This window comes from Aquisediminimonas profunda, assembly GCF_019443285.1.
GTDB classification, from domain to species: Bacteria; Pseudomonadota; Alphaproteobacteria; order Sphingomonadales; family Sphingomonadaceae; genus Aquisediminimonas; species Aquisediminimonas profunda.
The window spans coordinates 792,692-806,234 of sequence record NZ_CP080327.1 but is presented as its reverse complement, the minus strand read 5'-3'; the positions used below and the strand labels follow the sequence as shown (position 1 = coordinate 806,234).

At 60.9% G+C, this 13,543-nt stretch carries 12 protein-coding genes; 4 read left to right on the top strand and 8 right to left on the bottom strand.

The annotated features are described in order from the left end of the window. Positions 1-24: 24 nt before the first annotated feature. Entirely contained in the window at positions 25-2,436 is a 2,412-nt protein-coding gene (locus K0O24_RS04080) for a ligase-associated DNA damage response DEXH box helicase (protein ID WP_219894565.1), read from the top strand. A gap of 66 nt (positions 2,437-2,502) precedes the next feature. Then, a complete protein-coding gene (locus K0O24_RS04075; RefSeq protein ID WP_219894564.1) occupies positions 2,503-3,426 on the top strand; it encodes a retroviral-like aspartic protease family protein in 924 nt (307 codons plus the stop codon). On the opposite strand, the gene K0O24_RS04070 is transcribed toward K0O24_RS04075, so the two are convergent. Genes K0O24_RS04070 through K0O24_RS04055 form a run of 4 tightly spaced genes read right to left on the bottom strand, consistent with a single transcriptional unit; the run spans position 3,423 to position 6,895 of the window. Next, positions 3,423-4,016 (bottom strand): ABC-type transport auxiliary lipoprotein family protein, encoded by a 594-nt coding sequence (locus K0O24_RS04070; RefSeq protein WP_219894563.1) that lies wholly within the window; start codon positions 4,014-4,016, stop codon positions 3,423-3,425. The genes K0O24_RS04075 and K0O24_RS04070 overlap by 4 nt on opposite strands. Further along, positions 4,013-4,966, bottom strand: a complete 954-nt coding sequence (locus K0O24_RS04065) for an MlaD family protein (protein ID WP_219894562.1) — start codon at positions 4,964-4,966, stop codon at positions 4,013-4,015. Before K0O24_RS04065 ends, K0O24_RS04070 begins: the two co-directional genes overlap by 4 nt. A 7-nt stretch (positions 4,967-4,973) precedes the next feature. Next, positions 4,974-5,774 carry an ABC transporter ATP-binding protein gene (locus K0O24_RS04060; protein WP_219894561.1) on the bottom strand — a complete coding sequence of 267 codons (801 nt, stop codon included), beginning with the start codon at positions 5,772-5,774 and terminating at the stop codon, positions 4,974-4,976. Further along, a complete protein-coding gene (locus tag K0O24_RS04055) occupies positions 5,774-6,895 on the bottom strand; it encodes an MlaE family ABC transporter permease (RefSeq protein WP_219894560.1) in 1,122 nt (373 codons plus the stop codon). Before K0O24_RS04055 ends, K0O24_RS04060 begins: the two co-directional genes overlap by 1 nt. A 63-nt stretch (positions 6,896-6,958) precedes the next feature. On the opposite strand from K0O24_RS04055, the gene K0O24_RS04050 reads away from it, so the two are divergent. Then, entirely contained in the window at positions 6,959-7,624 is a 666-nt protein-coding gene (locus K0O24_RS04050) for an HAD family hydrolase (protein ID WP_219894559.1), read from the top strand. A gap of 99 nt (positions 7,625-7,723) precedes the next feature. On the opposite strand, the gene K0O24_RS04045 is transcribed toward K0O24_RS04050, so the two are convergent. The 4 genes from K0O24_RS04045 to lgt are packed head-to-tail and all read right to left on the bottom strand — an operon-like array spanning position 7,724 to position 11,743. After that, positions 7,724-9,013, bottom strand: coding sequence for a cystathionine gamma-synthase family protein (locus K0O24_RS04045; protein WP_219894558.1), 1,290 nt, complete (start codon positions 9,011-9,013; stop codon positions 7,724-7,726). A gap of 54 nt (positions 9,014-9,067) precedes the next feature. Beyond that, positions 9,068-9,835 carry a peptidoglycan editing factor PgeF gene (pgeF, locus tag K0O24_RS04040; RefSeq protein ID WP_219894557.1) on the bottom strand — a complete coding sequence of 256 codons (768 nt, stop codon included), beginning with the start codon at positions 9,833-9,835 and terminating at the stop codon, positions 9,068-9,070. An 11-nt stretch (positions 9,836-9,846) separates the two neighbouring features. Next, the gene (locus tag K0O24_RS04035) at positions 9,847-10,908 is read right to left on the bottom strand and encodes a class I SAM-dependent methyltransferase (protein WP_425514761.1); all 1,062 of its coding nucleotides are present in this window, start codon (positions 10,906-10,908) and stop codon (positions 9,847-9,849) included. Then, complete coding sequence (lgt, locus tag K0O24_RS04030; RefSeq protein WP_219894556.1) at positions 10,883-11,743, bottom strand: prolipoprotein diacylglyceryl transferase; 861 nt, start codon at positions 11,741-11,743, stop codon at positions 10,883-10,885. The genes K0O24_RS04035 and lgt overlap by 26 nt, the downstream gene beginning before the upstream one ends. Before the next feature lie 69 nt (positions 11,744-11,812). On the opposite strand from lgt, the gene K0O24_RS04025 reads away from it, so the two are divergent. After that, entirely contained in the window at positions 11,813-13,528 is a 1,716-nt protein-coding gene (locus K0O24_RS04025; protein ID WP_219894555.1) for a class I adenylate-forming enzyme family protein, read from the top strand. The last annotated feature ends 15 nt before the right edge of the window (positions 13,529-13,543 follow it).

The following is a 13,543-nucleotide window of genomic DNA, read 5'->3' as shown; positions in this document are numbered from 1 at the left end:
GCAGGGCGGCCCGACAGTCGTCCTGTGGTTCAACTTCCCTCGATCCTAAAAGACTGGTTCGCGTCGAAAGGCTGGACGCCGCGTCGTTACCAGCTTGAGATGCTCAATGCCGCGCGCAATGGAGAGCATGCGCTGCTTGTCGCACCAACCGGCGCAGGCAAGACCCTGGCCGGATTTCTCGCAACCCTTGCAGAGCTTGTCGAAAGCCCGACCGAGGGCCTGCACACGCTTTATGTCTCACCCTTGAAAGCGCTTGCTGTCGATGTACGGCGCAACCTCCTCCTTCCGGTCGAGGAGATGGGGCTCGATATCCGGGTCGAGACCCGCACCGGGGATACACCGTCGGACCGCAAGGCGCGCCAGCGTGCACGGCCGCCCCAGATCCTGTTGACCACGCCCGAATCGCTGAGCCTGCTACTGTCCTATCCGGACAGTTTCGGCATGTTTTCCGGGCTCCGTAAGGTCATCATCGACGAAGTTCACGCCTTTGCGCCTCAGAAGCGCGGAGACCTCCTCAGCCTGTCGCTGGCCCGGCTTCAGGCCATCAATCCCGGGCTGCGCCGCGTGGCCCTGTCTGCAACCGTGGCCGATCCCGATGCCTATCGCCAATGGCTGGCGCCGGAGGGGCTTGGTACGTCCGTCCGGCTGGTCGAAGGCGATCCCGGCGCGCCTCCCATCATAACCATGTTGCTGCCGGAGGGCGAAATTCCCTGGGGCGGGCATTCCGGGCGCTATGCCGCGGCCCAGGTGATGGCCGAAATCGAGACCCACGAAACCACGCTTGTCTTCTGCAATACCCGAGGGCTGGCCGAACTGATCTTTCAGGAGCTCTGGGCGGTCAATGAGCTGAAGCTTCCGATCGGCATCCACCATGGCAGCCTCGATATCGAAGCCCGCCGCAAGGTCGAAAACGCGATGGCGGAGGGCCGGTTGCGGGGGCTGGTCGCAACGGCCAGTCTCGACCTCGGGGTCGACTGGGGCAATGTCGATTGCGTCATCCAGATGGGCGCGCCCAAGGGATCGTCCCGGCTGATGCAACGGATCGGGCGCGCAAACCACCGGCTCGACGAGCCGAGCGAGGCGATCATCGTTCCGGGCAATCGCTTCGAATATCTGGAAGCGCAGGGCGCGATCGACGCCATTGCCGAAGGGGTGCGGGACGGTGACGCCTTTCGCCCCGGTGGGCTTGACGTGTTGGCCCAGCACATCATGGCCTGCGCCTGTGCTGTGCCGTTCGACGAACAGGAGATGCTTGCCGAAATCCAGACAGCGCAGCCCTATCAGATGCTTGATGTCGGAACATTCACGCGCGTCCTTGGGCTCATCGCCACGGGTGGCTATGCGCTGAAGGCCTATGACAAGTTCCGGCGGCTCGTCCGCAATCCTGATGGCCGGTGGCGCGTCACGCATCCGAAATTTGCAGCACAATATCGCCTAAACGCAGGGATCATCGTCGATTCGCCCATGCTGGCGGTGCGGTTCAGGAACGGCCGCAAACTGGGCATGCTGGACGAGTTCTTCGCCGCAAGCCTCGTGAAAGGCGATTGCTTCTTCTTCGCCGGAATGAGCCTGGAAGTCGAAGGCGTCGATGCGACCGACCTGATTGTACGCGCAACTACCAGGCGAGCCCGCATCCCCAGTTACGGAGGCGCGCGCATGCCCCTGACCACGCACCTTGCAGACCGGGTGCGCACATTCCTTCACGACCGCAGCCAATGGGCGCGTTTCCCGGACGATGTGCGGGTCTGGCTCGAGATGCAGGCCAGGCGGTCGATGCTGCCCGCCCCCGATCAGCTCCTCATCGAGAGTTTTCTGCGCGATGGCCTCCATTATCTTGTGTCCTACAGCTTTGAAGGCTGGAATGCGCATCAGTCGCTCGCGATGCTGATCACCAAGCGGATGGACGCCTTGGGATTGCAGCCTGTGGGTTTCGTTGCGAGCGACTATGCCTTTGCGATCTGGGGCCTCCAGCCCGTGGAAGATCCCCGCCCGCTCTTTTCGCCGGACATCCTGCACGAAGAGTTCATCGACTGGGTTGAGCAATCGGCGCTTCTGAAACGTGCCTTCCGGGAAGTGGCCGTGATTTCGGGATTGGTCGAACGCCAGCACCCCGGCAAGCGCAAGTCGGGTCGTCAGGTAACGTTTTCGACCGATCTGATCTATGATGTCCTGCGCAAATATGAGCCGGACCACCTCTTGCTCGAAGCGGCTTGGGCAGACGCGCGCGCGCGCATGACGGACGTGGGGCGGCTTGGTGCGCTGCTCGACCGGGCAGCACGGAGCATTGTCCACAAGCGCCTGTCGCGCGTGTCGCCACTTGCCGTGCCTGTCCTCGTGCTCATCGGACGGGAAAGCGTTTCTGGCCCCGATACGGACGATGCCATCCTTATCGAGGCGGAGGCCCTTGCTGCGGAAGCCATGTCCCCTGCGCATTGATATTGACCGGCGCAAAGGCAAGACTATGCTCGTTCGGGGGATGTGAAGAAGAAGAGGAGCCATGTCGTGGCGCGTATCTCCATTCCCCTTGCCCTGCTGCCGCTGACCTTGTGTGCGGCACCGGTGGCAGCCCAAACCGCTGATACCGGACAAACTCCCGCAACAGACGAAGTCGCCACCGGGCTTGACGACGCGCTGCGCATGACCGTTCCTGTGATGATCAACGGCCAAGGGCCCTTCGATTTTGTTGTTGATACTGGCGCCGACCGGACTGTCATTTCCGAGGAACTCGCGGAGCGACTGAACTTGCCGCAATCAGGCACGGCCACGCTACATGCCATGGGCGGCTCGGCCAAGGTGAAGCTGGTCTCGATCAAGACCGTCCAGGTTTCGACAAATATCGCCAAGCGGGTCGAGGCGGCGGCATTGCCGCGGCGCAATGTCGGCGCAGACGGATTACTGGGCATCGACAGCCTGAAGAATCAACGCATTGTCATGAACTTCCAGTCGAACACGATGCGCGTCGAGCCGGCAAGTGTTCCCGAAGAAGCCGTTCCGCTCGATTCCGACCTTATCATCGTGACGGCCAAGACGCGGCTCGGCCAGCTGGTGATGGTCGATGCCGATGCCAATGGCCAGAAAATCTGGGTGGTGGTCGATACGGGAGCCCAGAACAGCATCGCCAATACCAGATTGCGGACCCTGCTTGTCAAACGCGTCCCCGAAACCGAGATCAAGTCGATCGGCATGGTCGACGTTCTGGGCCGGACCACAAATGCCGAATATACTGTGGTCAACAAGCTCCGGATCGGTGGCGTTTCGATGGGCAATGCGGCCATTGCCTTTGCCGATGCGCACCCGTTCAAGCTGTTTGGCCTGTTGCGCAAGCCGTCGATGCTGCTCGGCGTTGACAGTTTGCGGTCGTTCCGGCGCGTTTCGGTCGACTTTGCCACCCGGAAGGTGAAATTCCTCCTGCCCGAGGAGGGCTAACCCGAAATCCAGCTCGCAACGTCCTCCGCGACCTTGTTTGCCGCAGCATTCAGGGCCCGGCTGACGGACTCAGGTTTGATCTGGCTCACCGGCACGCGTGCCTCGAAGCGACGCGTGCGCACTGTCCGGCCGTGATCTGACGTCATGGCCGCATCATAGGTCACCACCGCCTGCCCCGATGGTCCGGAGTCCGGGTCAATCCCGAAAGCACTCAGTGTCCCCGTCACTTGCGTCCCCTGATCCAGCGCCAGCTGACGGACATCGAGCACAACCCGGCCCGTCTTCGCTGCCACGGTTTCGGAGACCACGCGCTGAAACAGGCGCGCAGGCGCTTCGGCCCAGACGGCATCCTTCACATAGGCAAGAGCCGTCGCACCGTTCATGACCAGAACGCGGTTGCTGGCCAGTGCCTGCGGCACCACGGGCACATGGATGGTGATGGCCTCGCCGGCTACCGCCGTGCGCATGTCATCGGCCGCAACCCGCGCTGCTGAAGACAGGGTGAGCAAGGATTCAGGCGGCTTTCCTCCCAGGCTGACACATGCCGAAAGCGCGAGGCCCAAGCCGACGGCCGAAAACGTCCTGATCATTTGCTGCGTCTCCCGGGCTTGTAGTCAGGGAGTTGCGGCGCACCGATCAAGGCCCCTGCCCCTCCTTGATCGAGCTTTGTTGCAACAGACCCCAGCGCCTCTGACATGGTCCTCAGATCACGGACGAGCTGCCCGATTTCGGGAATGGTCTGGTTGGACAGTGTCTGAACACCCGGCCGGGCTTCGCTCAGAACAGCGTCAAGGGTGGCCAGGCTCTTCTGGGCCTGTGTCGCTGTCTTGCGCAACTCGGCCACCATTGGCCGACCATCACTGTCCATCAAACTGTTCGTCGTCCCGGCGAGTTTTGCGAGTTCGTCGGCCGCAAGGCCCGCCGATTTGATCGTTGCGCGCGTCTCAGCGAGCGTCGCTTCGATCTGTGGGCCGTTGCGCGCCAAGGTCGCGGTCAATCGATTGGTGTTTTCGAGAATGCCGGACAGGCTTTTCTGGTTCTTGTCATTGAGCAATTCGGTCAGCCGCTCGGTCAGCGTCGAAATGCGTTCGAGCAGTTGCGGGGCATTGTTCAGGAGTGCGCCGAGCCCCGACCGCTTGGTCGGGATAACCGGCACACCGGCAGGGCCGATATCGGCGATCGGCGGCGCACCTTTCAATGCTCCATCAAGCAGGATCGAGGACGGGCCGGTAAAGCTGCCCTGAAGGCTTGCGGTTGTGCCCTGCAGGATCGGGGTTTCGCTCTTCACTTCGATGCGGACACGGACAAATCCCGGATTGTCACGCCAAAGTTCGATATGCTTGACCTGGCCTGACGGCACGCCGGCATAGGTCACGGTCCCGCCCTGAGACAGTCCCTCGACAGATTGCTGGAAGAAAATATCATAGCTTTTCGTGAGGCCGCCGTTGATCCCGGCAAGCCAGACGATGAACCCGGCAAGCGCGACCAGCAGGCCGAGCACGACCCCGCCGACAAGGATATGGTTGGAACGTGTCTCCATCAGCGCATCATGCCCTTGTTTCGCTGTTGCGATCAACCGCCGCCGTTGCTGCGCGCCCGCGGGGTCCGTTGAAATATTCCTGTATCCAGGGATGATCCATCGCCAGCAGCTCCGGAATCGTGCCCACGCCGATCACTTTCCTGTCTGCCAGCACGGCCACCCTGTCGCATATAGCATAAAGCGTATCGAGATCGTGCGTGATCAGAAAGACCGTGAAGCCAAGCGTCTTCTGCAAGCTCTGCGTCAGCGAATCGAACGCGGCCGCCCCGATGGGATCGAGTCCCGCTGTCGGTTCATCGAGAAACAAAAGGGTCGGGTCCAGCGCCAGGGCGCGGGCCAGACCGGCCCTCTTGCGCATGCCCCCGGACAGCTCGGCAGGATATTTCGGCCCCGCGTCGGGCGGCAAGCCGGACATGACCACCTTGTAGGCTGCAATTTCATCGAGCAGCGATTCCGAAAGCTCGGGATAATATTCCCGAAGCGGCACCTGGATATTCTCGGCCACCGTCAATGTGGAAAACAGGGCACCCCCCTGAAACAGCACGCCCCAGCGCCGCCGGATATCGAGCGCCTCGAGTTCGTCCTTGTCCAGCATGGATTCGCCAAAAACAAGGACTTCGCCCTCATCGGGGTGTTGCAAGCCAATGATCGACCGCATCAGCACCGATTTGCCGGTCCCCGATCCGCCGACAACACCCAGGATTTCGCCGTTGCGTACATCGAGATCCAGGCCTTCATGCACGACCTGCGGCCCGAAGCTGTTCTTCAGACCGCGCACGCTGATGGCAATGGGATCGTCCCTGTTCATCAATCCCAACCGATCGACGTGAAAAAGACCGCGAAAAAGGCATCAAGGACAATGACAAGGAAAATGGCTTGCACCACGGCAGAGGTTGTTCTCAGGCCGACCTCTTCGGCATTGCCCTTGACCTGCATGCCCTGAAAGCATCCCGAAATCGCAATGATCGCCCCAAAGACCGGGGCCTTGGTCAGTCCGACCCAGAGATCGGTCATCGGAATGACTTCGCGCAACCGCTGGATATAGGTCAGCGGAGGAAGGTCGAGCGAAAGCCAGCAGAAAATCCCGCCGCCGATCATCGCAACGATCATAGAGAAGAAGCCGAGCAGCGGCATCATCAGCGTTGTTGCCAGCAAGCGGGGCAGAACAAGCGCTTCGATTGGCGAAACACCGATCGTGCGCATTGCATCGACCTCCTCGGTCAGCTTCATGGTCCCCAGCTGCGCTGCAAAAGCGGAGCCCGATCGCCCCGCCACCATGATGGCGGTCATCAACACGCCAAGTTCACGCGTGGTGATTCGGCCTATCAGGTTCACGGTCAGTGATTCGGCGCCGAACTGGCGAAGCTGCACGGCGCCCTGTTGCGCAATGACAATCCCGATCAGGAAACTCATCAGGCCGACAATGAAGAGGGCCTTGACCCCGACAAGTTCGAACCGCTGGATCACGGCGTTGATCCTGAAGCGATGCGGGTGACGAATGACTGACCAGGTTGCGATCAGGATCGCGCCAAAGAAAGACAACAGCCCCAGCATCGTCTGAGCGGCAATCACGGTCGCATCGCCAATTTCATCCAGCACGCGCAGGAACGGATTGAATGGCTCCGGTCGCATCAGAACGGGCTTGTCCGAGCGTTCCACCTGACGCAGGAGGGTCTGGCCATTGGCGTCGAGCCCGACGATTTCGGCGTCATTCTCCGTCGCGAGCTTGTGAACAATCCAGGCGCCGACCGTGTCGATCCGCTGGATGTGCGTCAGGTCGATCCGCTTGGGCGACCTGCCGAGGCCTTCCAGCCGGCGTGGCAAGTCATCCAGACGCGGCAGCGTCAAACGGCCAGTGAAGCGCAGGACCGGCACATCACCGTCCATGTCCTCTACAAAATCGGCCTTGAGAATGTCCGGTTCCGGCATAATCCACAAACACTGCTGCATTCGTTGCTTACGGGCAAGCTGCAATGCCATTATGGCGAAATCATGCAGCACATCGCAATTTACGACATGGACAAGACAATCACGAGACAGGCAACGTTCGGGCCGTTCCTGTTCTATGCTGCCTGGCGCTACAAGCCCTGGCGGATCTTGCTGGCACCTGCACTTGTTGTCACGATCCTGGCCTATGGCTTGAAGCTGCTCAACCGCGCGCAGTTGAAGGAAATCAATCTTTCATTGATGTTGGGCCGGCGGATCGATGCTGCGGCGCTGGCGCGGATTTCCGCCGGATTTGCCGGCCGGACCCTCACACGCAATGTGTTTCGGGCGGCGCTGGACCGGATCGATGCCGATCGGGCCGACGGGTATCGCATTGTCATCGCCAGTGCCTCCTATGCCTTTTACGTGTCGCAAGTGGCCCGATTGCTTGGAACCGACGCAGTCGCCACGCAGGCGACGCCGGTCAATCATGACGTCACCCCGAAGATTGCCGGAGAAAATTGCTACGGTGAGGCCAAGCTTGAAATGGTCAAGGACTGGATGAAGGCCCAGTCCATCGCCCGTGAACACGCCTACATCCGATTCTATTCGGATCACGCCTCGGACGCGCCCTGCCTTGAATGGGCAGACGAGGCCTTCGCCGCCAACCCGCACGGCACGTTGCGGTCGCTGGCGACGAAGCGCGGCTGGGCAATTCTGGACTGGGATTGAGTCGACCCGGAATTCCGGACTTTGCTCCTTATGTCCCAAACAGCGTCACGATGTCAAGTAAATTTTGCCATATAGGATAATTATCGGCCTTGATAGGGATCATATTTCCGCCAGGGCCTGTTCGAAATCGGCAATCAGGTCATCCGCATCCTCGACTCCGATGGAGATTCGCACCATGTTCGGCGTGATGCCGAGTGCGGCCTTGCGATCGTCGGGTACAGACAGGTGCGTCATCGCGGCCGGGCAGCTGGCCAATGTTTCCGTCCCGCCAAGGCTGACGGCAAGCTTGGCGATCTTCAGCGCGTCGAGAAAGGCAAAGGCCTCGCGTTCGCCGCCCTTCAGGTAGAGCGAGAAGGTCGAACCCGCGCCTGTGCAGTGGCGCCGGTAGATATCGGCCTGACGTTCATTCTCGGGGAAGCCCAGATAGACGATCTTTTCCACCTTGGGCTGGTCCTTGAGCCAGGCGCAGATCTTCGCGGCATTTTCCCCGGCGCGGCTCATTCTCAGTTCGAGCGTTTCGAGGCTTCGGAGCAACATCCACGCACTGTTGGGATCAAGGATCGTCCCGATTGTGTTGCGCATCGACCGGATGGTGTTGATATGTGCCTTCGATCCCAGCGCACCGCCCGCGACAAGATCGCTGTGACCACCGGCATATTTGGTGAGGCTGTAGACGACGATGTCCGCGCCATGCGCCAGTGGCTTGTGCCAGAGCGGCCCGAGGAAGGTATTGTCGATCACGATCGGGGGCCGATCCTCGCCCGTTCCGAACCGGGTGTCGCGGACATTGGCCACAGCTTCGACATCGACGAGGACATTGGTCGGGTTGGCCGGGCTTTCGAGATAGATTAGCGCAACGCGGCCGAGAGCCTGCGCCTTTTCCACGACAGCATCGATCTCCTCAGGCGTCGCGCCGGCCGGAAAGTCGAGCCACTTCACGCCGAACTTTCCGAGGATCCGCCCGATCAGCGTTTCTGTTGCCGCATAGAGCGGCGCCGAATGGACGATTACATCCCCAGGCTGGACAAAGGCCAGCAGCACGGTCGCAATCGCGGACATGCCACTGGAAAAGGTCAAGGCATCTTCGGCATCTTCCCACACGCCCAGCCGGTCCTCGGCAATCTCCTGATTCGGTCCGTTGAACCGCGAATAGACGAGGCCTTCGGCGCCGCCGGGCCGCTTTCCCGTCACGCCTTCGAAATGGCGTTTACCGGCCGCCGCGTTCTCGAAGACAAAGGTCGAGGTAAGAAAGATCGGGGGTTTGAGCGACCCTTCAGAGAGAGCCGGATCGAAACCATGCCCCATCATAAGCGTGTTTGGCTGGAGCCTGCGATTGCCGATCGCCCTGACACTGGCCTTGGGACGACGGCGCTGCGTTTCATCAGTCATGTAATTTGCTTTCCGAAAACTGTAATATTATTGTGCAGTCTAGCGGAAAGGCGGTCAGCCCGGAAGCCCGATCAGCGAAATCTGTCGGCCATAGCCGGGTTCTCCACGGTGGGTTGCCCGGCGGAAGCTGAAGAACCGCTTGGGATCAGCGTAAGTATCCAGTCCAAGCATCTCCACGCGGCTGATTCCAGCTGCAGCCAACCGCGCGGCCACATAGGCTTCGAGATCGAATTGCTGGTGTCCGGCACGACCCGGCGAGAAGAAGCGTTCGTTGGCGGGATCGGCGGCTTCGAAGCGCTGCGCAAAGCCATCATCGACCTCGTACGAGCTTCTGGCGATCACGGGGCCGATGGCTGCAACGATCCGGTTTCGAGAGGCGCCCAGTTTCTCCATGGCTGCAATGGTCGAATCGGTTACGCCCCCCAGCGCGCCCTTCCATCCGGCATGCGCGGCACCCACGACGCCCGCCTCCATGTCGGCGAACAAGACGGGCGTGCAATCTGCCGTCAAGACGCCAAGCAGAAGGCCGGGCCGATCTGTGACGAGCGCATCGGCATGCGGCCGCGCATCGTCGGGCCATGGGGTTTCAACCACGACAGCCTTTGCCGAATGAATCTGGTGAAGCGTCACAAGCGCAGCACCCGGCAGCACGGCTTCAACAGCGCGTCTTCGGTTCTCCTGGATCACAGCCTGATCGTCCTCCGAACCCAGCCCGACATTTAGACCAGCGTAAAGCCCGGTTGAAGCACCGCCACGTCGGCCAAGAAAGCCATGCGGCAGCCCTGCCATCGCCTGTGCGCAGATTACCTCGACCGGTTCCATTTCCTTCTCCATCAGAATCCGGCCGGTTCCGGCCAATCGGGCGAGACGATGGCCATGGCGCGAAACAGGCTGCCCATGTCTGCCGGGCTTGTCAGGCGGCGATGGGCTTCCGCTAGCCTTTCGCCTTCGTCGCGGTTCGCGCGCGCCAGCATCGCAGCGCGTTCTGCTATTCCCAGGCTACCCAGAAAGTCACCCTGCGAAACCGGACCGCGAACCCTGGCGCCGGCCAGTGTTGCAATTGCCGCGAGCGCCGTGAAATCGACATGGGCTGTAAGGTCATGTTCACCGGGCGCTTCAAAAGGATTGGCAAAGGCATGGCCCTTCATGGCCTGAAGCGTTTCGCCGGTGGCCGGGCCATCATAGCCATAGTCGACAATCAGGGCAGCGCCGCCCTGCTTCACCACCCGCGCGGCAAGGGCACGTGCGATTGCAACACCTGCGGGCGAACTTTCGATGATACTTCCGGCGGGAGCCTCGCGTAGGCCGGCGGGAACGACAGTTTCAGGCACGCGCTTTCCCGCGACGGGCAAGAAGATCAAATCCTGGCATGCAACCCGCCGCTCGCGCCAGCCATCGCTGGCTTTGACAAGCTGATATACCGGCAACGCGTCAAAGAATTCATTGGCAATGACCAGCAAGGGGCAATCGTCGGGCAGGCTGCTGACATCATCATGAAAATGTGCGCCCTGAATGCGCTCTGCCTGCAGCGCGCGAAGCACCGGGCTCGTTTCGACGAAATGGACCGGTGGTCGCAGCCCCGCATTCGCCATCGCTCGCAACGCGTCGGCGGCGAGTGTCCCGCGCCCCGGGCCCAATTCGACATAGCGGATCTGAGGCTTTCCGGCGCGCACCCAGAGGTCCGCACACCAGGCGCCGAGCAATTCGCCGAACATCTGGCTGATTTCCGGCGCGGTGATGAAATCGCCGCCCGCGCCAAGCGGATCGCGCGTCGCATAGTAATGCGCGTTGGCCGCTGCCATGAATTGCGCGACCGGAATCGGCCCGCCAAGCGTAATGGCGCGCGCCAGACGTTCAGGCAGATGCGGTTCAGGCGACGCTGGCTGTTCCGGCAACGGCTTCCACCCGGTCGCGACGCGCCTTTGATGTCGCTATGAGATAAACTCCCAGAAGGATCATCGGCACGCACAATGTCTGCCCCATCGTCAGGCCGAACAGGCCGGTCACGCCGACATCGGGCTCCCTCAGGAATTCAAGACCGAAGCGCACCGATCCATAGAGAAGGGCAAGCATCCCGAACAGGCGCCCCGGAAAATACCGCGCGTCAGACTTCCAGAACAGCAGCCAGAGAACGGCAAAGGACAGGAGCCCTTCCAGTCCGGCCTCGTAAAGCTGGCTCGGGTGGCGGGCAATTTCGTCACCGGTCGCCGGAAAGATCATGGCCCAGGGCACATCGGTTGGTCGGCCCCAAAGCTCTCCATTCACGAAATTGGCAAGACGCACGAAGAACAGACCGAATGGGGTGGCGCACGCAATATAGTCGCAGAAGCGAATGAAGCTCAGCTTGTTGCGTCGCGTGAACCAGCCAATCGCAATCAGCGTCCCCAACGTGCCGCCGTGCAGCGACATGCCTCCCTCCCAAAGCTTGAACACATCCAGCGGCGTGAGGAAAATCTCTGGCTTGTAGAAAAGGCAATAGCCCAGCCGCCCGCCCACGATAATTCCAAGCGTTGCGTAGAACACAAAGTCATCGGCATGGCGCCGGGCCATAGGGGCGCCGGGCTGCGCAATGAGCTTCAGCAGATACCACCAGCCGACGAGAATGCTCGCAATATAGGCAAGGCTATACCAACGAAGCTTGAAAAACCCGAGGTCCAGAGCAATCGGGGAGAGCCCCAGCTGGTCATAACGGATGGCGGACGTAGCGTCAGCAAGTAACGGCAGGATCAAGGCTTTTCCCCAGCAATTTTCCCCTCCATAGAGGGGCCAAACAAGAAGACCAAGAGGAAGAGAGAGACGATGCCATCTGAGTTGGACCTGCGCCTCGAAAAGGCGACTGCCGAACTGACGAGCGCCGACGGCCCCATGCCGTTGACGACATTCCGCCAGCACGGGGTCGACCTGCCGATGATTGCAGCAGCGCCGCCGGCACTGACACATTATTTTGCGCATTTCTGCGCCCAGCACGGCGACACCACCTTCCTTGTCGATGGAGAGGAAAGGCTGAGCTTCGCCCAGACCTATGCCGCTGCCCGCAAGGTCGCCGGAGCCCTGATCGACGGTTACGGGGTCAAGCGCGGGGACCGAATCGGGATCGCCATGCGCAATGCGCCTTCATGGGTCGTGCTCTATATGGCCATACTGATGGCCGGCGGCTGTGCAACCCTCCTCAATGGCTGGTGGCAGGGGCCAGAGTTGGCCGCGGGCATTGACGATGTCGAAGCAACCATTGTCTTTGTCGATGCACCACGAGCAAAGCGGCTCGAAGAGGTCAGATACAAGGGCAACGCGAGGATCGTCACGCTTGATATCGCTCAGCCGATTGATCAGGCCGTGGCTCCCTTGCTGGCAAGCGGCGGTGGTGCTGACACGCCGCTGCCCGAAATCACAGGCGACGATCTGGCAACCATCCTTTTCACGTCGGGGTCGACGGGCCAGTCGAAAGGGGCCTTCTCAACGCACCGCGCCGTCATCCAGGGCACGTTCAACTATATCGTGCAGGCCTTGGTGATGCTTCGCCTTGCCACCGAAGACGGCACAATCGGTCCGGATCGCCCTCCGCATGCATCATTGCTGACGGTGCCCCTGTTTCACGTGACCGGCGAAGTGCCGATCATGCTCGTCAGCTTCGCTATCGGGCGCAAGATCGTGATGATGCCCAAATGGAACGCCGTCACCGCGATGGAGCTGATTCAGCGCGAGAAGATTACCAATTTCACCGGCGTTCCCCTGATGAGCTTCGAATTGCTGACGCACCCGGACCGTCACAAATACGACCTGTCGTCCTTGCAGGGACTTGCGGGTGGCGGCGCGCCACGCCCGGTTGATCATGTTCGCCGACTTGTCGAAGAATTTCCGACGGCTCCACCGGCGCTGGGCTATGGCCTCACTGAGACCAATGCGATTGGCGCCGGGATTTTTTCGACCAACTATCTGGAGAAGCCCAACAGCACGGGGGCTCCATCCAAGCCACTTGTCGATCTTGCCATTCTCGACGACGCCGGGAAATCGGTGCCGCAGGGCGAACGGGGAGAGGTCTCGATCCGCTCAGTGGCGCTTTTCAGCGGTTATTGGAACCGGCCTGATGCCACAGCTGACTGCATGACGTCAGACGGATATTTCCGCACGGGCGACATCGGCTACCTTGATGCCGACAATTATCTGTTCATTGTGGACCGCAAGAAGGACATCATCATCCGGGGCGGCGAGAATATATCCTGCCAGGAAGTCGAAGCCGAAATCTACAAACATCCTGCCGTTGCCGAAGCGTGCGTCTTTGGTCTGCCCGATGAGCGACTGGGCGAAGTTGTCGGCGCCGTTGTCTATTGCCACCCGGGCCAGAGCGTGACGGCAGACGATCTGACAACTTTTCTCGGAAGCCAACTCGCCGCATTCAAGGTGCCGCAGCAAGTCTGGATCTCTTCGGAACCTCTCCCACGCCTGGGGACCGAAAAAATCGACAAGGTCTCGCTGCGCAAGGACTATCGGGAAATCTGGGCGAAATCGCGCGGGTAATCTGCGTCCTCAAGT

Bases quoted from the DNA above. Each gene is read 5' to 3' on its own strand.
- K0O24_RS04070 (WP_219894563.1), bottom strand. From the start codon at position 4,016: ATGATCAGGACGTTTTCGGCCGTCGGCTTGGGCCTCGCGCTTTCGGCA.
- K0O24_RS04065 (WP_219894562.1), bottom strand. From the start codon at position 4,966: ATGGAGACACGTTCCAACCATATCCTTGTCGGCGGGGTCGTGCTCGGC.
- K0O24_RS04060 (WP_219894561.1), bottom strand. From the start codon at position 5,774: ATGAACAGGGACGATCCCATTGCCATCAGCGTGCGCGGTCTGAAGAAC.
- K0O24_RS04055 (WP_219894560.1), bottom strand. From the start codon at position 6,895: ATGCCGGAACCGGACATTCTCAAGGCCGATTTTGTAGAGGACATGGAC.
- K0O24_RS04050 (WP_219894559.1), top strand. From the start codon at position 6,959: ATGCAGCACATCGCAATTTACGACATGGACAAGACAATCACGAGACAG.
- K0O24_RS04045 (WP_219894558.1), bottom strand. From the start codon at position 9,013: ATGACTGATGAAACGCAGCGCCGTCGTCCCAAGGCCAGTGTCAGGGCG.
- pgeF (WP_219894557.1), bottom strand. From the start codon at position 9,835: ATGGAACCGGTCGAGGTAATCTGCGCACAGGCGATGGCAGGGCTGCCG.
- K0O24_RS04025 (WP_219894555.1), top strand. From the start codon at position 11,813: ATGCCATCTGAGTTGGACCTGCGCCTCGAAAAGGCGACTGCCGAACTG.